The sequence below is a fragment of the Candidatus Levibacter sp. Uisw_134_01 genome (genome assembly GCF_047717795.1).
Taxonomy (GTDB): domain Bacteria; phylum Pseudomonadota; class Alphaproteobacteria; order Puniceispirillales; family Marisalimonadaceae; genus Marisalimonas.
Genome location: NZ_CP159808.1, coordinates 376,847 through 397,075, shown reverse-complemented (window position 1 = coordinate 397,075; position 20,229 = coordinate 376,847). Strand labels below are relative to the sequence as shown.

19 protein-coding genes are annotated in these 20,229 nt (G+C 31.2%); 3 read left to right on the top strand and 16 right to left on the bottom strand.

The features are described 5' to 3' along the window. Positions 1 to 8: 8 nt before the first annotated feature. Positions 9 to 389: a hypothetical protein gene (locus ABXT66_RS02155; protein WP_443644025.1), complete on the bottom strand. Its 381-nt coding sequence runs from the start codon at positions 387 to 389 to the stop codon at positions 9 to 11. Here ABXT66_RS02155 and ABXT66_RS02150 point away from each other — a divergent pair. Continuing rightward, positions 388 to 1,410 (top strand): RluA family pseudouridine synthase, encoded by a 1,023-nt coding sequence (locus ABXT66_RS02150; RefSeq protein ID WP_443644024.1) that lies wholly within the window; start codon positions 388 to 390, stop codon positions 1,408 to 1,410. The two genes, ABXT66_RS02155 and ABXT66_RS02150, sit on opposite strands and share 2 nt — an antisense overlap. A gap of 62 nt (positions 1,411 to 1,472) precedes the next feature. Then, positions 1,473 to 2,366, top strand: a complete 894-nt coding sequence (gene rpoH, locus ABXT66_RS02145; protein ID WP_443644023.1) for an RNA polymerase sigma factor RpoH — start codon at positions 1,473 to 1,475, stop codon at positions 2,364 to 2,366. Positions 2,367 to 2,380: 14 nt separating this feature from the next. Here the strand turns inward: rpoH and ABXT66_RS02140 are convergent, their stop codons facing one another. The 4 genes from ABXT66_RS02140 to ABXT66_RS02125 form a co-directional block, all read right to left on the bottom strand. Further along, positions 2,381 to 3,676, bottom strand: a complete 1,296-nt coding sequence (locus ABXT66_RS02140) for an adenylosuccinate synthase (protein ID WP_443644022.1) — start codon at positions 3,674 to 3,676, stop codon at positions 2,381 to 2,383. Positions 3,677 to 3,705: 29 nt separating this feature from the next. Beyond that, entirely contained in the window at positions 3,706 to 4,845 is a 1,140-nt protein-coding gene (locus tag ABXT66_RS02135) for an ATP phosphoribosyltransferase regulatory subunit (RefSeq protein ID WP_443644021.1), read from the bottom strand. 89 nt (positions 4,846 to 4,934) lie between these two features. Next, positions 4,935 to 6,515, bottom strand: coding sequence for a phosphoglycerate dehydrogenase (serA, locus tag ABXT66_RS02130; protein WP_443644020.1), 1,581 nt, complete (start codon positions 6,513 to 6,515; stop codon positions 4,935 to 4,937). 17 nt (positions 6,516 to 6,532) lie between these two features. After that, the gene (locus ABXT66_RS02125; protein WP_443644019.1) at positions 6,533 to 7,696 is read right to left on the bottom strand and encodes a phosphoserine transaminase; all 1,164 of its coding nucleotides are present in this window, start codon (positions 7,694 to 7,696) and stop codon (positions 6,533 to 6,535) included. Positions 7,697 to 7,826: 130 nt separating this feature from the next. Between ABXT66_RS02125 and ABXT66_RS02120 the strand changes: the two genes are divergently transcribed. Next, positions 7,827 to 8,492 carry a glutathione S-transferase N-terminal domain-containing protein gene (locus tag ABXT66_RS02120; protein WP_443644018.1) on the top strand — a complete coding sequence of 222 codons (666 nt, stop codon included), beginning with the start codon at positions 7,827 to 7,829 and terminating at the stop codon, positions 8,490 to 8,492. Here the strand turns inward: ABXT66_RS02120 and thiD are convergent. The 11 genes from thiD to tolQ all read right to left on the bottom strand — a co-directional run bounded on the left by thiD (position 8,473) and on the right by tolQ (position 20,221). After that, positions 8,473 to 9,312 carry a bifunctional hydroxymethylpyrimidine kinase/phosphomethylpyrimidine kinase gene (thiD, locus tag ABXT66_RS02115; RefSeq protein ID WP_443644017.1) on the bottom strand — a complete coding sequence of 280 codons (840 nt, stop codon included), beginning with the start codon at positions 9,310 to 9,312 and terminating at the stop codon, positions 8,473 to 8,475. The genes ABXT66_RS02120 and thiD overlap by 20 nt on opposite strands. Next, positions 9,290 to 10,672 (bottom strand): phosphoglucosamine mutase, encoded by a 1,383-nt coding sequence (glmM, locus tag ABXT66_RS02110; RefSeq protein ID WP_443644016.1) that lies wholly within the window; start codon positions 10,670 to 10,672, stop codon positions 9,290 to 9,292. The genes thiD and glmM overlap by 23 nt, the downstream gene beginning before the upstream one ends. A 9-nt stretch (positions 10,673 to 10,681) precedes the next feature. Then, positions 10,682 to 11,815, bottom strand: coding sequence for a dihydropteroate synthase (folP, locus tag ABXT66_RS02105; RefSeq protein ID WP_443644015.1), 1,134 nt, complete (start codon positions 11,813 to 11,815; stop codon positions 10,682 to 10,684). Positions 11,816 to 11,842: 27 nt separating this feature from the next. After that, positions 11,843 to 13,768: an ATP-dependent zinc metalloprotease FtsH gene (gene ftsH, locus ABXT66_RS02100; RefSeq protein WP_443644014.1), complete on the bottom strand. Its 1,926-nt coding sequence runs from the start codon at positions 13,766 to 13,768 to the stop codon at positions 11,843 to 11,845. Between the two features lie 33 nt (positions 13,769 to 13,801). Beyond that, the gene (tilS, locus tag ABXT66_RS02095; protein ID WP_443644013.1) at positions 13,802 to 15,100 is read right to left on the bottom strand and encodes a tRNA lysidine(34) synthetase TilS; all 1,299 of its coding nucleotides are present in this window, start codon (positions 15,098 to 15,100) and stop codon (positions 13,802 to 13,804) included. Beyond that, a complete protein-coding gene (locus tag ABXT66_RS02090) occupies positions 15,097 to 16,044 on the bottom strand; it encodes a tetratricopeptide repeat protein (protein ID WP_443644012.1) in 948 nt (315 codons plus the stop codon). The genes tilS and ABXT66_RS02090 overlap by 4 nt, the downstream gene beginning before the upstream one ends. 77 nt (positions 16,045 to 16,121) lie before the next feature. Then, positions 16,122 to 16,622, bottom strand: a complete 501-nt coding sequence (gene pal, locus ABXT66_RS02085) for a peptidoglycan-associated lipoprotein Pal (protein WP_443644011.1) — start codon at positions 16,620 to 16,622, stop codon at positions 16,122 to 16,124. A 109-nt stretch (positions 16,623 to 16,731) separates the two neighbouring features. Beyond that, positions 16,732 to 18,084 carry a Tol-Pal system beta propeller repeat protein TolB gene (gene tolB, locus ABXT66_RS02080; protein WP_443644010.1) on the bottom strand — a complete coding sequence of 451 codons (1,353 nt, stop codon included), beginning with the start codon at positions 18,082 to 18,084 and terminating at the stop codon, positions 16,732 to 16,734. Positions 18,085 to 18,152: 68 nt separating this feature from the next. Continuing rightward, a complete protein-coding gene (locus ABXT66_RS02075) occupies positions 18,153 to 19,037 on the bottom strand; it encodes a hypothetical protein (protein WP_443644009.1) in 885 nt (294 codons plus the stop codon). A 4-nt stretch (positions 19,038 to 19,041) separates the two neighbouring features. Next, a complete protein-coding gene (locus tag ABXT66_RS02070; RefSeq protein ID WP_443644008.1) occupies positions 19,042 to 19,467 on the bottom strand; it encodes an ExbD/TolR family protein in 426 nt (141 codons plus the stop codon). Continuing rightward, complete coding sequence (gene tolQ / locus ABXT66_RS02065) at positions 19,460 to 20,221, bottom strand: protein TolQ (RefSeq protein WP_443644007.1); 762 nt, start codon at positions 20,219 to 20,221, stop codon at positions 19,460 to 19,462. The genes ABXT66_RS02070 and tolQ overlap by 8 nt, the downstream gene beginning before the upstream one ends. Between the last annotated feature and the right edge of the window lie 8 nt (positions 20,222 to 20,229).

Here is a 20,229-nt window from a genome sequence, read left to right as displayed (position 1 = left end):
TAAATTTTTTACCATTTTACCAGTTCCTTTTTTAGAGTAATTATTGACCTGATTTTTTTAGTTTTTGTATCAAGTACCACTAACAAATTATTACCTTGATAAATATATCTGAGTAAAATTTCGTTATTTTTTCCTAGCGAGGAAGAAATCAATTGAGCATCTTTGGGCTGTAAAAAATTAAATTGATTTACCTTTTTTTCAATTGTTTTGGTAGAAATGTTATTATTTTTTTTTTCTAAACTATTATAACTATTAGCCAATCCATAAAATAAAGCTATTAAGCCTAATATTATTAAACCACCTAAAATTATAGCAATAATTTTTATAACCTTTATATTAGATGACACCGGAGCTTCACTTTCTTTTTTTGAGTTCAGTACATTAAACATGACAAATCCTATAGAAATAATATTAAAAGTTAAAGACTATTGTGTAAAAACTAATAGGCTTGATGCGTGGATTACAGAAGCTATTAAAGTAAGTGATGCACCAAAACAAGAGCTAAATAATAAAAATTTATCGATGTCCCGAAGTAGAGTAAAAAAATTAATTGAGAGCGGGCTAATCAAAGTGGATAATCTCATAATAAACGATCCATCTTTTAAAGTGAAAGCTAGTCACATAATTAAAATTAATCTCCCTAAAGTTATTGAAGCAATCCCATCACCTCAAAATATTAATTTAGAAATTCTTTATGAAGACGAATTTTTATTGATTTTAAATAAAATAGCAGGAATGGTTGTACATCCAGCTCCCGGCCATCCTGATAAAACTCTTGTTAATGCTCTTTTACATCATTGTGGGGCAAGCTTACAAGGCATTGGTGGGGTCAAACGACCTGGAATAGTTCATAGATTAGACAAAGATACAAGTGGGGTGATGGTTGTTGCAAAAACAGAATTATGCCACATAAAATTATGTGAAATTTTCAGCAATCATGATTTAGACAGAAGATATAATGCTATTGTATGGGGACAACCTCCTAATGAAGGTATTATAAATAAAAAAATAGCTCGATCGACTATTAATAGAAAAAAAATGAGCATTTCCGAGCAAGGTAAGTTAGCTATTACTCAATGGAAAACTTTAAATGTTTATGCACCATTTGGAACCCTAATTGAATGCAAGCTTGAAACTGGTAGAACTCATCAAATTAGAGTACATTTATCTGATCTAGGTCATAGTATAATTGGAGATCATGTATACGGAAAAGCTTTAATGAAAAAGAGGCTTAAAAGTGATTTTTATAAAAAGAAATTAGAATTAATTAAACAATTTAAAAGACAAGCTTTGCATGCAATTAAGTTATCTTTTAACCATCCAATTACAAATAAACATTTAGATTTTGTTAGTCCATTGCCTCAAGATATGAGAAATTTAATAAATACCTTAGAAAATAATAACTCTTAAAAAAAACAAAAAAGTCTTTAAAAATTAAAAAATAAGCTTATATAAATAACCAGGAGTTAAAGATGATCAAAAGTGAAGCAAGTAGTGTAGCTCTAATATCACCTGATAATAATCTGGGTAGATACTTAGACCAAATTAAAAAATTTCCTATGTTAACTGCTGAGGATGAGTACAACTTAGCAAAAGATTGGCTTGATAAAAATAATACAAAAGCTGCTCACAAACTTGTAACGAGTCATCTAAGATTAGTTGCCAAAATTGCTATGGGTTATCGAGGTTATGGATTACCAGTTGCTGATCTTATTGCTGAAGGCAACATAGGAATGATGCATGCTGTAAAGAAATTTGATCCTGAAAGGGGTTTTCGACTAGCGACCTATGCTATGTGGTGGATAAAGGCTGCTATCCAAGAATTTGTATTAAGATCTTGGTCTCAGGTTAAAATAGGAACTACTGCTAGTCAAAAGAAACTTTTTTTTAATCTAAGAAAAATTAAAAGTAAAATTAATGCTCTTGATGATGGTGATTTATCTCCTAATCAAGTTAATCATATTGCTAAAAGCCTTGATGTCTCTGAAGATGATGTAATAAGCATGAACAGAAGAATGTTAGGCGGTGACCATTCACTAAACGCACAAATGAACAAGAATGATGGTGAGGAAACTGAATGGCAAGATCTACTTACAGATGATCGAGAAAATCAAGAAACTCTTTTTGAAAAACATGAAGAAAAAACTATAAGAAGTAAATTAATGATTGATGCACTTAATCTATTAAAAAGTAGAGAAAAGGATATAATAATAAAAAGACGTTTAACTGATAATCCTATGACACTAGAAGATTTATCTCAAGAGTATAAAGTAAGCCGTGAAAGAATAAGACAAATCGAAAATAGAGCTTTTGAAAAACTTCAAGAAGCTATGAAATTAAAGGCTAGTGAAATTAAGTTAATATAGAATTAATAATATTTCTAAACGAACTCAAAAGGATTTTCTAAATATATAGTATCCACCCTCTCAGGACTGGTTGATATCATTATAATTTTACAATTTATTAAAGTTTCTATTTTTTTGATATAATCTTTTGCTTCATTAGGCAATAAATCTATACTTTGAACACCTGCTATAGACCCTTCCCAACCTTTCATTATCTCATAGACCGGTTTAACCTTTTCTTGTTCAAGAGTAGAGGTAGGTAAATAATCAATGTTTTTTTCATCTAAAGTGTAACCGACGCAAATCTTAATTTCTTTAAATCCATCTAATACATCTAATTTTGTAAAAGCAATACCATCAATGCTTGATAAAGCTACAGCTTGTTTTACTAAAATTGCATCAAACCAACCACAACGTCTTTTTCTTCCGGTAACTGTTCCAAACTCATGACCATTTTCACCTAGCTTAATACCATTTTCTCCACTATCTTCCGATGGAAATGGCCCTGAACCAACCCTAGTTGTATAAGCCTTAGTTATGCCAAGAGTGTAATCCATAGATGTAGGCCCAACTCCAGAACCAATTCCTGCTTGAGAAGAAACTGTATTACTACTAGTTACAAAAGGATAAGTTCCATGATCAATATCCAAAAAAGTACCTTGAGCTCCTTCAAATAAAATATTTGAAAGTCTATTTTTGTAATTATATATAATTTCCCATGATGGTTTAGTAAATGGAATAATTTTTTGTCCAATACTCCAAATTTCCTTTATAACTTCATTATAATTCTGTTTAGGTTCATTCATTGCAGTCAACCATATATTATGAAAATCATAAAGTTTTTTTAACTTACTTTCAAAATATTCTTTATTCAAAAAGTCACATATTCTTAGGCCCCTTCTACCTACCTTATCCTCATAAGAAGGACCAATTCCTCGCCCAGTAGTTCCTATTTTTTTGGAGCCATTATTTTTTTCCCTAACTTCGTCAACTAATTGATGTATAGGTAAAATTAAGAAAGCTGCGTCAGAAATAATTAAATTCTCTGAAGAGATTTTAATATTTTTTTCTTCTAGTTGTTTAATTTCTTTTATTAAGTGAAATGGATCAATTACAACACCGTTACCAATGAGAGCAACAGTATTATCCCTGACAATACCACTGGGTAACAGTGATAATTTGAAAACATTACCATCTATAACAAGAGTATGCCCAGCATTATGACCTCCTTGAAACCTTACAACTAAATCAGCCTTTTCAGACAACCAATCAACTATTTTACCTTTGCCTTCATCTCCCCATTGTGTACCAATGACAATAACATTACTCATCGAAAATTCCTTAATTTAATTATTAAATCTTAATATTTTAATTTCACTATGGTATTATTTTTCCATATATATTTACATTTCAATTCAGTTGCCTCTTTATCAAAATTGTTCTTTAGGTTACTTCCAAAGACAACACCAAAACCTTTTTTGATAACTTTATCTGCTTCCATCATATTTAAATATGGTATGTAAACCAAATCATTTTGCTGATAGGATACTGGTGAACTATTAAATTTTTCTGTGTATATTGTGCAGCCAGTTGCCGTTTCGCCCGATAGAGTATTATAACTTCCACCTTTTACAATCTCACCTTTAAACATTTCAGAAAAAATTGTGAATGTTAAACCTGTATGATATTTAAATCCTCTGTTTTCAAGTGGATCAATAGAAATATTTATAGAATTATCATTTTCTTTAATAATATTAATGACTTTTAATAAGTATTCTCTTGCTTGTAAAAGAATTCCGTCTAATTTTAATTCAGATAACTTCTTAATACCATTTTCATAATTTCCAGTGCATTCCATAAATTTCAAAATAATATCTAAGTTATTAAATTTTAATTTTTTTAATGTTTGTGAATCTTTTCTATCTATTGCTTCATTGATTTTCTCTTTTAGAGAATTTTCAATTCCATCTAAAAACAAATCCCTTAAAAACGGTAAATTTAAATCAACTGTAATATTTCTAATATTTATTGATTTTAGTGATTGTGAACAAACAAGTATAATTTCAGAATCTATTAATTCTGACTTTGGACCAATTAGTTCAGCACCTACCTGAGTTTTTTGACGTTCCGAATTAAAACTATCACCTTTTACTCTTAAAACGTCGCCAGAATATGACAATCTAAGTGGTCTAGGTAAATGTGATAAACGTGTAGATGCAATCCTGGAAATTTGGGCAGTGACGTCAGATCTTAAAGCCATCATTCTTTGTGATAGTGGGTCCATAATCCTAAAAGTTGAATCTTTCAATACTGCACCTGGTCCATCTGACAGAAGACTATCTTCATATTCAACTAGTGGAGGCTTTACTCTCATATATCCATAATTTGAGAACACATCTAACAGATTTTCTATGGTTTTTGCTTGAATACGAGCGTCGGGATACAGTATGTCACTCAAGCCAGCTGGCAATAGCCCCTTTTTACTTGATGAACTAATCATTATATCAGCCTTAATTAGATTAAATTATATTTTATATAACAAAGTTAATAATCTATCTAATAATTTTTCTTGTTTTTTATAAATAAAGTTTATTGAAAACAAATTGAATTAACTCGAGCTACTTGAGGTAAGGATTTGATTTCAGAAACTATTTTATCGTTAATAGCTTCATCAACTTCTACTAATGCTATCGCTTCTCCACCTACATCACGACGGCCTAAATGAAATGATGCAATATTAATTTTTTGGCTACCTAATGCATTGCCTAGATCACCAATAAATCCAGGTTTATCGTAATTTCTTAAATAAAGAGCATTTTTAGGAAAATCTGACTCAATTGGTATTCCTTGAATACTAACAATTCTAGGCTTGTTACCCGCTATTAAAGTACCTAATATTGTTCTCTCGCCTTTTTCATGACGAATAGTTATTTTTACTAAAGTTTCGTAATCACAACGTCTTTCGTGTTTTATTGTTGATAAATTTATACCTCTACTTGCTGCAACTGAAGCAGAATTGATATTATTAACAGCTGCTGATGTAGGTTCCAAAATACCTACTAAGGCACTTGCCATTAAAGGCAGATCTTGAATATTTGAAGCTTTCCCATCTAATTCTAATTTTATACTCTTAACACCTTCTTGTGTAACTTGTCCCAAAAATGAACCTAAAAGATACGCAAGTTTAATATATGGTTTTAATATTGGCGCTTCATCTGAAGTTACGTTTGGAAAATTAAGAGCATTAACAACAGCACCCGTATTGAGATAGTCAGACATTTGCTGTGCTATTTGTATAGCAACATTTTCCTGTGCCTCTAAAGTAGCCGCTCCTAAATGAGGTGTCGCAATTAGGTTGGGAGCTTCAAACAAAATATTTTCTTTAGCAGGTTCTACAGTAAAAACATCGAAAGCAGCTCCTGCTAAATGGCCAGTTTCTAACGCAGCTCTGCACGCAACTTCGTCAACTAAACCACCTCTAGCACAATTAACAATCCTTGAACCTTTTTTCATCATGCTTATTGCTTTTGATGAAATAATATTCTTAGTATCATCTGTCAAAGGTGTGTGCAAAGATATAATATCAGAGTTTTTTAATAAATAGTCTAATTCTACTTTTTCAACACCTAATTCAAATGCTTTTTCTTTTGATAAAAAAGGATCAAACGCTAAAACCTTCATCTTTAAACCTATTGCTCTATTAGCAACAATTGAACCTATATTACCACAACCAATTAGACCCAAATATTTTCCTGTTATTTCTGTACCATTAAACTTTGATTTTTCCCACTTCCCTTGTCTCGTAGAATCATCGGCTCTTGGTATCATCCTAACCAAAGACATCATAAGAGCTATAGCGTGCTCAGCAGTAGTTACTGCATTTCCATAAGGTGTGTTCATAACTATAACACCATTTTTAGTTGCTGCTATTTTATCAATATTATCTGTACCTATGCCAGCACGACCAACAATTTTCAAACTTTTTGCTTTATTAAAAATTTCTTCTGTGACCTTCGTAGCAGATCGAATAGCTAATCCGTCATATTGATCAATAATTTTTAATAATTGTTCTTTTTCAATACCAGGCATATAAGATGTTTCTACTTTATTTTCTTTGAAAACTTCAATAGCTGATTCACTTAATTTATCACTTATTAATACTTTTGGCATAGCTTTATCCTCAAAATTTAAATTAATTTTAGTATTTTTAAAGTCTTGTCATAGGCCCAATCCAAACAAGGTAATAATTTTTTAACATCATCATTATCTACTGTTGGTCCTCCCCATATTCTTAGTCCAGGAGGTGCTGATCTATAACTGCCTATATCAAAAGCTATATTCTCATCTTCTAAAAGTTTGATAATATTTTTTTCAATATTATTTTTAACTTCCAATGATTGATTAATTATTTTTGGGTCAATTAATTTTAAACAAATAGATGTATTAGATACTGTATCAAAGTTTTCAGATAAAAAATCTACCCAATGAGATTTAGAAACCCATTCGGCAATTATGTTTAAATTATTTTTTGACCTTTTTATAAGTTCTGCCAATCCACCAATTTCTATGCTCCAGTTTAGAGCATCTATATAATCTTCAACACAGAGCATTGAAGGGGTATTAATTGTGGAGCCAGAGAAAATATCAATATTTAATTTACCATTTTTTTTAAGTTGAAATAATTTGGGTATCGGCCATTGAGGGTTATATGAATTAATTCTTTCAACAGCTTTAGGAGATAATATAATCATACCATGTCCACCTTCACCACCTAAACACTTTTGCCAAGAGAATGTAGTAACATCTAATTTTGACCAGTCAATATTCATGGCAAATGCAGCTGAAGTCGCATCACATATGGTAAGCCCAACACGATCATCATCTATCCAATCAACATCTGGGACACAAACACCAGCTGTTGTTCCGTTCCAGTTAAAAACAATGTCACTTGTAAATTTTTTATTTAATAAATTAGGTAATCTACCATAATCTACCTTTGAAATAGATAATTCGCTAATTTTAAGTTGAGATTTGATATCATTTGCCCAATCAGATCCAAAACTATCCCAAACTAATATTTCAACAGGTTTAGCCCCTAAACAGTTCCACATTGCCATTTCAATAGCTCCTGTATCAGAACCCGGAACAATTCCAACAATATAATCATTAGGGATTTCAAGCACAGATTTTGTTAACGTAATAGCTGTTTCTAATTTGCTTTTTGCAATTTTGTGTCTGTGGGATCTGCCTAAGTTGGCGTTATTAAGATTTTGTAAAGACCACCCAGGCCTTTTAGCACATGGTCCAGATGAAAATTCAGGACGAATTGGCTTGACTAATGGAATGGTCATATTAACCTCTATAAATGTTACTGTTTGTTGGGAAACAGCGGCCCGATATTCTACTTAATGATTATAAGGAATTTGTCAATACTCTATTAAATTTTAGCAAAAAAGTTTTTTAATATTATAGGTTGAATTAATGATAACATTGTATGAATTGGCCGGAAAAAATGATCTCAGATTTAGCCCACCTTGCTGGAATGTAAAATTATGTTTATTTTATAAAGATATTGATTTTGAAACTGTGGCTGTTGGATTTTCTGAAAAAAATAAAATTTCGTTTTCTAATCAACAGTTAGTTCCAGTTTTAAAACATCAAAACGGTCATATATCTGATTCTTGGAATATAATTAATTGGCTAGATGAAAATTATGAAAATCCAAAGCTTTTTGTTAACGAAACAAGTAAAAATTTTTCTCACTTTTTATATCATTGGACGTCAAGACAAATTTTGCCAATTCTATTCAAAATTATAGCTCATGAAATACCTAATATTCTAGAAGGTGATGATTTAGACCATTATATTGTTACAAGAGAAGAACGCATTAAGGGACCTATCACAAAATTCGTACCCGTTATTTCTGATTCAATTAAAAAGTTTAGAAACTTAATTAATCCAATGAGGTCACTTATTAAAAAAAATGGTTTTATTTCAGGGTCTAATCCAGGAATAGAAGACTTTATTTTTTTTGGAAATTTTAAATGGGTTTACACCTGCAGTTCGTGCAATTTGTTAGACAAAGAAGATGAAATTTTCCAATGGTATAAAAAAATTAATCAAATATTTAATATTGAAACACATTAATAGAATGGCAATGGTTTATAGGTCCATGACCATTTCCAAATTTTGGGGCGGATAATATTGCCTTATTAACATAAGAATGAGCCATTTCAAAAGCATCCTTAATATCAAATGACTTTGCTATTCCTGCAGAAAATGCTGATGCCATTGTACAGCCTGTCCCATGTGTATGCATAGTGTTACTTTTAATAGCTTGGATTTTATGGGAACCATTATAATCTATTAAAATATCGGTTATTTCTTTGCTTTCAAGATGTCCACCTTTTAAAATAACATGGCTCGCCCCTAGTTTAAGAATTAGATTACCAGCTTTTTCCATATCGCTTATATTTTGAATTTTGGTGTCCGTTAATATTTCTGCTTCTGGAATATTTGGAGTTAGAATAGGTTTAAATTTTTTAATAAATATTTTTAATGCATCGATTGCATCTGTTTTAAGGAGTCTATGTCCACCTTTAGCAACCATAACAGGGTCCAAGATAATTTTAGTAGATTTATTTTTAATTACGTTCTGATTTTCAAAAGTTTCATATATCCCCATAATTAGTTCTGCGTTATGCATCATTCCTATTTTAATCGTATCAGTATTTATATCTGACAAGCATGCTTGTATCTGTTTTTTCACAATATCTATTGGTATTTCATGAATTTCAGAAACACCTTTTGTATTTTGAACAGTTAGTGCTGTAATCGCACTCATACCATAAACACCAAGACTGGTTAGCGTTTTTAAGTCAGCTTGTATACCTGCGCCACCACTAGGGTCTGACCCTGCAATCACTAAAACAGTGCTTGATAAGTTATTTATTTTTGAGGATATCATTTTGTTCGATAATCTTATCCGCAATGTCTTTAGTTACTTCTGCAACTTGATCTTTATTCTCAGCTTCAACCATAATTCTAATCAGATCTTCTGTGCCTGAAGCTCTTAACAAAATTCTTCCATTATTTCCTAACAATTTTTGTTTTTTATTAACTAATTTAGTAACAGTTTCATTAGACAAAACCTCTTTATTTATATTTTTTAGGTTTTTCAATGATTGAGGAACTAGTTTGAATGGTCTTAAAAATTCAGATGCTTTCATGCCTGATTTTTTCAATAGTGATAAAACTTTAATTGCTGTTAATAAACCATCACCAGTTTTTGCAAAGTCAGTTAGTAGGATATGTCCTGACGGTTCACCTCCAAGTTTACTATTTGATTTTATCATTTCATCTAATATATAACGATCTCCAACTTTAGTTCTATAAAGATTTATTTTTAAGTCTTTTAAAAAATTTTCTAATCCTAAATTTGACATCAAGGTTCCTACAACCCTGTCATTATTTAACTCATTGTTTATTTTCATTTCTTTTGCTAACAAAGCAATTATTTGATCACCATGTATAATGTCTCCATTTTCGTCAGAGAAAATAACTCGGTCAGCATCACCATCTAAAGCTATTCCTAAATCAGCTTCTTCTAACTTAGTTGTATTTGCCATTTTATTAGGAAACATCGCACCACAATCAAGATTTATATTTCTACCATTAGGCTTAACACCAATAACTATTGCTTCTGCACCAAGTTCAAAGAGGACCTCTGGCCCTACTTTGTATGATGCCCCATTCGCACAGTCTAAAACAACTTTCATACCATTTAAATCCTGATGCTTTGGCAGTATTTGTTTTACAAATTCTGAGTATCTACCAATAGCATCTTCCATTCTTCTTGCCCTACCTAAAAGTTCCGACTTAGCTAAAGTTGGTCCTTTTTCCATTCGCAATTGAATTTCATTTTCTACTTCGTCATTTAATTTAAATCCATCAGCTCCAAATAATTTCAACCCATTATCTTCATAAGGATTATGTGATGCAGATATCATAACACCTAGATCACACCTTAAAACTCTTGTTAAATGAGCAATAGCAGGAGTAGGCAAAGGCCCCGTAGTAATTGAGTCTAAACCAACACTAGTAAAGCCTGCAACTAACGCAGGTTCAAGCATATATCCAGATAATCGCGTATCTTTCCCAATTAAAACTCTTGATTTCTTCGTTCCAGCTTTTCCATAAAAGTACTCACCAGCTGCCATAGCTAAATTAACTGCCGTTAAAGCAGTCACCTTTCCGGCATTAACTGTTCCTCTTATACCATCTGTTCCAAATAATCTTTGATTACTATTTGAGTAGAGTTTATTCATTTTGGCCTTTTAATTCATAGTTTCCTGACAAATAATTGCTTGCTTTGTTTCAAACACATCATGTGTTCTTATTATTTGTATTCCATTTTTATAAGCATGCATAGCAAAAGCAAGGGAGCCGCTCAACCTTTTAGTTGGACTAATTAACCTTTTAGTAATTCCTTCATATTTATACCCTTTTACTACAACTTCGTGAATAAAAGTTTTTCTACTTAATCCAATTAGAATTGGTACGCCTAAACTGTGGAAAAGTGAGACATTTCTTAAAATTTCTAAGTTATGATATATATTTTTTCCAAAACCGATTCCAGGATCTACAACTATATTGGATTTATTAACTCCCATCTGGATTAATAGATTAACTCTTTTTGATAAAATTTTATAAATATCAATAGGTGCAAAACTATATTTTGGGTCAATTTGCATATTATTGGGTTCATTTTGCATATGCATTACAATTACAGGCAAATTAAATTTTGAAACAAACTTAATTTTATTATGGTCTTCAAATCCTGAGATATCGTTAATAATATCTACTCCACTCTCAAGGCCTAACTTCATTGTTGGTAAATTCCTAGTGTCCAAGGAAATTTGAGTAACTAAATTATTCTTTTTAAAATCAATTATAGATGGTATAACTCTTTGCATCTCTTCTTCAATTGATATTTTCTTAGCTCCTGGCCTTGATGATTCTCCTCCTATATCAATTATTGATGCTCCATCAGATATCATCTGATTTGATTTTTTAATAGCAAAACTAGAGTTAGTTGATCTACTTTTCTTATAAAAACTATCTGGAGTTGAATTAATTATGCCCATAACATGAGGTTGAGACATATTAAGGTTTGAAAAAGAAAGTCTTTTATTAGTTATAGAGTCAATTACATTTTCGGCTTCTTGAAGAGCTTCTTTACTTTCGTTTTTAGCTTCTTCTATTAATTTTAAAGGCGTCATTATAGATTCAGAAAAAACATTTTCTTTTTTTTGTATTACCCTTAATTCATTAAAAAAACGCCAACCACCAGCTATTTTTAAACCATCTGAAACTTCATTTTTTGATTTTGATATAGGACATACATATGTTTCTACATTTTTAGAAAAAGGCTGTGCTAAAAGATATCTATTTCTTTCCAAAACACTCATTTAATGCCTTATAATAAATAGTTACAATTAAGAATTATCTATTTCATTAGTAACAATTGTTCCTTTTGCATTAGTGGATGGTATGCCGGCTCTCTTTTTTGGCTTCTTTGCCTTAGGAGGAGTATTATCTACAGACTTTTTTATAGACATTTTTAGCCCTTTACACAAATCTTGTATTTGTTTTCCATCTAATGTTTCATATTCTAACAAGGCCTCTGCAACTTTTTTTAGTTGCTTAGAGTATTTCTTTAACATTTTCTCAGCATCAGAGTATACTGAGTCCGCTATTCTTCTAATTTCATTATCAACTATTGATGCTGTATTATCAGAAAGATTTTTTTGTTGAGAAACTGATCTTCCAAGAAATACTTCCTGCTCATTAGCTTCGTAAGCTAGAAATCCTAATTTTTCTGAAAGACCCCATTCAGTAACCATTCGCCTAGCTGTATCTGTTACCATTCTGATATCAGAGCTGGCACCAGTAGTCACTTTTTCTTTACCGAATATCATTTCTTCGGCTATTCTTCCACCACATGCTACTCTTAAATCTGCAAAAAGCTTATCTTTAGCCATGGAAACACGGTCACCTTCAGGTAATCTCATTACCATTCCAAGAGCTCTTCCACGCGGAATAATTGTTGCTTTATGTATAGGATCACTTGCTGGAGAGTAAACTGCAATAACTGCATGTCCTGCCTCGTGATAAGCAGTTAATCTTCTTTCATCCTCCGTCATAACCATAGACCTTCTCTCAGATCCCATCATAACTTTGTCTTTAGCCTCTTCAAATTCAATCATACTAACGTTATTTCTACCTTTTCTAGCAGAAAGCAAAGCAGCTTCATTAACTAAGTTTGCCAAGTCAGCACCTGAAAATCCAGGTGTACCCCTTGCTAAGGTTTTAGTAATTACATCAGATGATAAAGGGACTTTTTTCATATGCACTTTTAAAATCTTCTCTCTACCAATCATATCAGGGTTTGGAACAACAACTTGTCTATCAAACCTTCCTGGTCTTAACAATGCTGGATCAAGTACATCAGGTCTATTAGTGGCAGCTACTAAAATAACTCCTTCATTAGTTTCAAATCCATCCATTTCTACTAACAACTGATTTAATGTTTGCTCTCTTTCATCATTACCTCCCCCAAGGCCTGCACCTCTATGACGACCCATTGCGTCAATTTCATCAATAAATATAATACATGGTGAATTCTTTTTTCCTTGCTCAAACATGTCTCTAACTCTAGACGCTCCAACACCCACAAACATTTCAACAAAATCAGAACCAGAAATCGTAAAAAAAGGAACACCAGCTTCACCCGCAACAGCTTTAGCTAAAAGCGTTTTACCTGTTCCAGGAGGGCCAACAAGTAGAACTCCTTTTGGTATTTTACCGCCTAGTTTTTGAAATTTAGCTGGATCCTTTAAAAATTCTACTACCTCCTCCAACTCTGATTTAGCTTCATCAATGCCTGCCACATCTTTAAATGTAACCTTATCCCTATGCTCTGTTAAAAGTTTAGCTTTAGATTTTCCAAATCCCATAGCCCCCTTTGAACCACCTTGCATTTGTTTCATAAAGAAAATCCATACACCAATAAAAAGGAGCATAGGAAACCATGATATTAAAACAGAGAATATTCCAGGCATTCCATTTTCGATTGGCTCAGAAGTAACTTTAATTCCCTTTTCAGACAATTTGTTAGCTAATTCTTCTTCTTTAGGAATTAATGAATAAAAAGGAACACCACTACTAGATGCTCCAGAAATTTTGTCACCTTGAATACTAACTTCTCTTACTTCACCAGCATTAACCCTTGCTAAAAAATCAGAGTAAGCTATTGCATTAGTAGTATTCTGAGACGATGACCCTTGGAACACGTTAAAGATTGCAACTAATACGAGGGAGATAATTACCCAAACTGCAATATTTTTTCCGAAATTATTCATTTTTTTCCTTTTATTCTTTTAAAATTTTGACGCTTACATAAATGCAGTGTTAATGAGGGTAAGCTCATAAGGCTTACCTTCAGAATTAGTTTTAATATGTGATTTACCACCACATATATTAAAATAGGGTTTGATGGTCGCTCCTTCAAGAGTTGACATAAAAGGAATTGTATTATTTATATCATCTTCACATTCTGCAAAAGGATTATTATTTTTCACACCTTCAAAATTATGAAACTCTGAACTAATTAAATTACCAGAATATTTACTTGTTAAAAAAAATCGCCCGTCAAAAATATATTTTTTATTTTTTATTATTTCTATATCAAAATTTATGTTTCTATTTTCTCTAGTAAAAAATAAATATGATTTCTTTAACGATATTTTAACGTTTCCTAAATTTGTATTTTTAAATACAGGACTATAAATATGTTTTAAACAATTTAATGTTTTTTCTCTTTTAGGCGCATATTCGTTACCTCCCACAGTTTTGATTATTCTACCAAAAATGCTAATAGTAAATAAATTAGATTTTTCAAAAATATTTTGTAAATTCTTAAAATCAACCCTTATTGCTCCCCTATTATCAATCAATATATTATTTTGAACCCATTTACTAAAAATTTCATTAATTTTTAATAAAAGCTGTTTATTAAGTAAACTAAATTTTATTATATCATTTGATATAGTAGGCCAGTTGCTCACACTAATTTTCTTTAATGTTTCTCTAACCCTGGTTCTCTCGAATTTTAACGAAAAGTTGGATTGATCTTCAAAAAAGATAACATTATTACTATTTACATAATCTATTATCTGACGTTTTTTGAAAAATATAAGCGGTCTTAAAATTAAAGTATCATTCCAAATCATTCTATCTTGCATACCTATAAGACCTTCAATACCTGAACCTTTAACTGATCTCATAAATATAGTTTCTACCAAATCATCTATATGATGACCTAAAATTAAATTAGCTGAAAATTCAAAAGCTACATCGCATAGTATTCTTCTTCTTTCTTTTCTAGCCCAATTTTGAATATTACCACTTGGCTTTTTGATAATAATTTTTTTTATAATTGTTTTAAATCCATGGCTTATTGCTATATCTTGAACAGCTTTAGCTTCATTTGAAGAGTTTGATCTTAAATCATGGTCAATTATTACTGGAAAAACTTCAATTTTTAAACTTTTATTAGATACTATGAAGCGTTTAAGAAGGCTTAACAAGGCCATTGAGTCTATTCCACCAGATAAACCAAGGATAAACTTTCTTTCATCAATCTTTAAATTTAAACATAGCTCTCTGAAATTATCATTAAAATTTTCTATCATTCAGCAGAGCATTTTTTTTCATTCTTTAAAGAATTTATCCTTTTAACAAATTTTTCTGATGGGTTAACCATAAATTCTAATGACTGATTCAGAATATCACACAATTGATTTTTAGGTGCAAAATTAACTGCAGCTTCTGCAATAAGCAGCGTCGTCTCTTGAAAACGTGGGTCATTAGGGAAAATACTGTTAAATTCTGCCATAGCAATGGCCGCTTCCTCATATTTTTTTTGAGCAAAATAAACTCTACCTAACCAATATTGGGCATCCGCCTGTAGCTTATTATCTTTATGTCTAATAAGAAATTCTTTGAAAGCTTTCTCGGCATTTTCGAAATCAAGTTGCCTAGCTAAATCTAAAGCATAATTATAACTTTCTTCAGCTGTCACTTTAGGTGATTTTAAAGCATCATTATTATCAACAACTTTTGTATCAGGAACTTTTTTTTGATTTTTAGCATCTGTATCAGGAACTTCTTTAATAAAGCCTAAAACGCCATCTGTTTTTCCATCCAAACTTTTCTTTTTTATATTTTCAATTTTTTGTTTTTGAAAAGTTGGTTTAGCTTCAGATTTGAAGTCATTTACTTCTTTAGTATTATCATCTTGAATAGCTTTCAATTCCAAATGACGCTCTATTCTTTTTAGTGCAAAGTCTAAATTATATGACAAGTTTGTAATGTTTTTAACATTATTTTCTAATTGCCTGATATTAGAACTTAATTCATTCACTTGGTTTTCTAAAACTTTCAGATTTTTATTTTGTGTACCAAAATTTGATTGTTGCTCGAGAGACCCAACTAATTTTTTAATATTATCTTCCATTCTCAATATTTTTTCTTGTTGAATGGAAACAATATCCTTCAAACCTTCAATCGATTGGGCCATGACTGGCCCAGCAAATAGTAGGGTGAATAACAAAATATTTCTAAAATGCTTAAACATTACTACCAATCCATGAAATTAAAAAATGATCATCACATAAAAATATGGAAAGAAATATTAATAGAGATTTATTAATATTAATTTATAATGGTAACAGCACGTCTGTTTTTAGACCAAGCCATACCATTTGAACCGACAACAGCTGGCTTTTCTTTTCCATAGGAAATAACCTTAATTCTATCAGGGTCAATTCCTTGAATAACTAAATAATCCCTAACTGCCGTTGCTCTTTGTTCACCCAAGGCTAAGTTATACTCACGGGTACCTCGTTCGTCACAGTGACCTTCTACTATAAAGTTTAAGTCAGAGTTAGCTCTTAAAAACCTAGATTGTGCGTCAAGAAGTATTTTTGCACTTGAGTCTAACTTAGAAGAGTCATAATCAAATAAAACTCTATCACCTACAGCAATTAATTTATCAGCAGCTGTTTGTTTAGCTTGAGAAAACAAACTATTCTTTTTATCAACTGAGCTAGAGGCAGATCCAGAATTGGAACCTGTAACCACCTTTTGAGATGCTGTTTCGCAAGCTGAAAGCAAAGATACAGCCCCTATAATAGCAATAATTTTCATTTTCATTATACTCTCCTTAAAACTAAACAGTTGATCAATATTTGAATAATATAAATTTTTTTTGACATTAACTCAATTTATTATAACATTCAACTTTTTTAGAAAATTCTAACTTTTAATTCGGCAATAAAGGTGACCAAGCTGGATCCGAGCCGTCACTAGGCGTAATAATTCTTGTTTCTCTAAAACCAGTAATGTCAATTTTATATAAGTTAACACTAGCACTCTTTCCATCATCAATAGGGGCATCTTGTTTAAAATACATCAACACTCTTCCATTTGGAGCCCAGGTTGGTCCCTCTACTAAATAACCTTCTGCTAACAATCTTTCATTAGAACCATCTTGTGACATAACACCTATGTAAAATTTGTTTTTTAACATTTTAGTAAATGCTATTAAATCTCCTTTTGGAGCCCAAACCGGCGTTGCGTATCTACCTTTTCCAAAAGATATTCTCTTAACATCATTACCTTTAGAATCCATAATATAAATTTGCTGCGAACCACCTCGGTCTGAGTTAAAAATAACGCGTTTCCCATCAGGTGAGAAACTAGGTGACGTATCAATTGAACTATTATTTGTCAATCTTGTAACTTTTTGATTATTTAAATTCATAGTATAAATATCTGTTATACCTTTTGTAGCTAAACTCATTATAATTTTGTCACCTGATGGAGAAAATCTTGGAGCGAATGTCATTCCAGGGAAGGATCCCAACAATTCTTGCTGACCTGTTTCTAGATTAAAAATATAAACTCTAGGTTCATTTTTAAAATAAGCTAGATAGGTAATCTCTTGAGTTGTAGGAGAAAACCTCGGTGTTAACACCAAGAAGCTACCATCTGTTAAATATTGATGATTTTCACCATCTTGGTCCATTATGGCAAGTCTTTTTAAACGTTTATTTTGCGGACCAGATTCAGCAACGTAAACTATTCTTGTATCAAAATAACCACTATCTCCTGATAATCTTTGAAAGATTTCATCTGAGATTATATGAGCCACTCTCCTCCACGCATTTGAGTCAACAATCAATCTTAAACCTATGAGATCAGTTTGAGCAACAACATCCCAAAGCCTAAATTCTACCTCTACCTGTTGGTTATTTATATTTTTTACTGAGCCAGTAATTAAAGCCTTTACACCTAATGGAGACCAGTCTGTAAAATTAGGTCTTACTGATGGGCTCGTAGGAGGAGCTATAAAAGCAGCGCTTTCAAGTGCTTTAAATTGTCCAGATCCAACTAAGTTATTCGAAATAACCTCAGAAATTTTTCGTCCTATTTCATTTGCTTTGCCCCCTTGTCCAGTAAAATCTGCAATAGCAATTGGTAGCGGCTCCACCTGTCCTGAGCTAATTTTTATTCTTAAATCCTGGGCCACAACCTGATTGATTAACAAAGGAGAAATTAAAATTAAAATTTTAAGAACTATTAATTTTAAGTTTTTATTCAAAATAAATCCCATCTAAAATATAATATTATATTATTAATTACTTTTATAAGGCATGATTATGGCAAGCCATCAAAAAATACCTAATACCTATATATAAATGAGGTATCAAAGTCAAAAAAGAAGCTTTTAAATTGAGAAGCTTTATTTTTAGGCAAAGGTAAAGGCGAACAGTCAAGTACTGCCCTTCTTGCAGAATCTGCTGTTGCTCTATAAAAAGTATCCTTAACGTAACGAGATTGATCATCAATTTCTACACTATTAACTGACCCATCCATATTGGCACTTATTTTCAAAGGAATGATAATTTTCACTTCACTTGCACCAATTGAGGTATCCCAGCATTTACTGATATAATTCCGAAGTTTATCTATCTCCGTTTGAGTAAGTTTAGCCTCTGTTTCCAAAGATCGTTTAGATGTGTTTCCTACTATTTGTTTTAATTTATTCAAAACATTTTTATTATTATTTTGTGATTTATTAATCTTATCTTTATTTATAATTGGCTGAGGTTTTGTAAGTGTTTTTAATATTCCCTTAGCTAAAATTTTGTTTTGTTTTTTCTTTATTTCTCTGGGCTTGGTTTTTACTTTTGGTACAGAAACTTTTTTATTTTTCTCAATTTTAGACTTTGGCTTTTTCTTAATTAGTTCAGCTATTTCTTTAAGTTTTTTTTTCTTTTTCAATTCTATGTTTTTTTTATCAATTATTTTTTTACTAGGTAATGGAGGAGGTGAAGGAGGTGTTTTTTTAACTTTATCCTCTTGGACTATATCTTTTTTTATTTTTTTAACTTCTTTATTAGGATTTCCGAGTTTAAGAACAGTTTTAGCGCCCACAAGAGTATCTTCTACAATATCAATAGGTTGTTCGAAAGGTTCTTTAACTTTAAATGAGGGCAAGCCGTAATAGGCAACTAATATAAAAAAAACATGAAGCCCTATTGAAATAAAAGTTGACTTAACCATTGCCTCAACTTTCTTTTAACTTCGCGACTAGTGCTACCTTCTTAAAACCAGAGCTTTTAATTTTTGCAATAGTTTCTAAAACTATACCATATGGGACATCTTTATCACCTCTTACATATATTCTAAGATTTTTATTTCCAGCAGAGATAGCCTTAAGACGAGGCAATAACTGAACTGTGTCAATCACTCTTTCCTGCAAATATAAATCCCCAGTTTTTTTTATACTAACTACAATTGGGTCACCCTTTTGATTTAGCTGAGCTGCTTTAGTTTTTGGAAGATCAACTGAAACTCCTACTGTTAGAAGAGGCGCAGTAATCATAAACACAATTAACAATACAAGCATCACATCAACAAATGGCGTAACGTTAATCTGATTAATTGATTTATTTTTTTTTCGTAAACCTTTTAAAAGCATTCGATTAGACATTATGTTTTTTTTCCATCTCATTAAGTTTTTTTGATAAAAACTCAATTGAAAAATATTCTAAATTACTAGTAATTTTATCTAAGTCATTTGAAAATTTATTATAAGCGGCAACCGCAGGAATTGCAGCTAATAATCCTAGAGCTGTAGCAAATAATGCTTCTGCTATACCAGGCGCTACAACTGCAAGACTAGTGTTATTACTGATGGCAATTGACTGAAAAGCATTTACTATCCCCCAAACTGTACCTAACAAACCAATAAATGGACCAACAGAACCTATTGAAGCTAAAAAACTCATTCCATTTTCTAATTTTTCAACTTCTTTAGCAATTTCTATTTGTAATACTGTTTCGATTCTTTGAAAAAGTTCTTTTATTTTGTATTTATCTCTTGCAAGCAAATTGTTGGAATGAATTTTATTAAATTCAATCATACCTAGCATAAAGATTTTTACTTGAGCATTTAACTGATTATGATCTTTTATCTCACTTTTATAAAAATCAAATAATTCATCATCATCTACATCTTCATTTATAAAGTTAACTTCAAAGTTTGCAGATATTTTTTTTTCTTTTCTAATTATCTTCGATTTATTAATAATTATGGTCCAACACCAAATTGAAGCTATTACTAGCAAAAACATTATTAATTGGACAAAAATATCAGCGTCTGCAATCAATCCCAACAATGATAGATCATGACCTTCTGAAATTTTTTCTATATCAACTTGTGGGGCCTGCAGTTCATTAGCCATAATTCAAA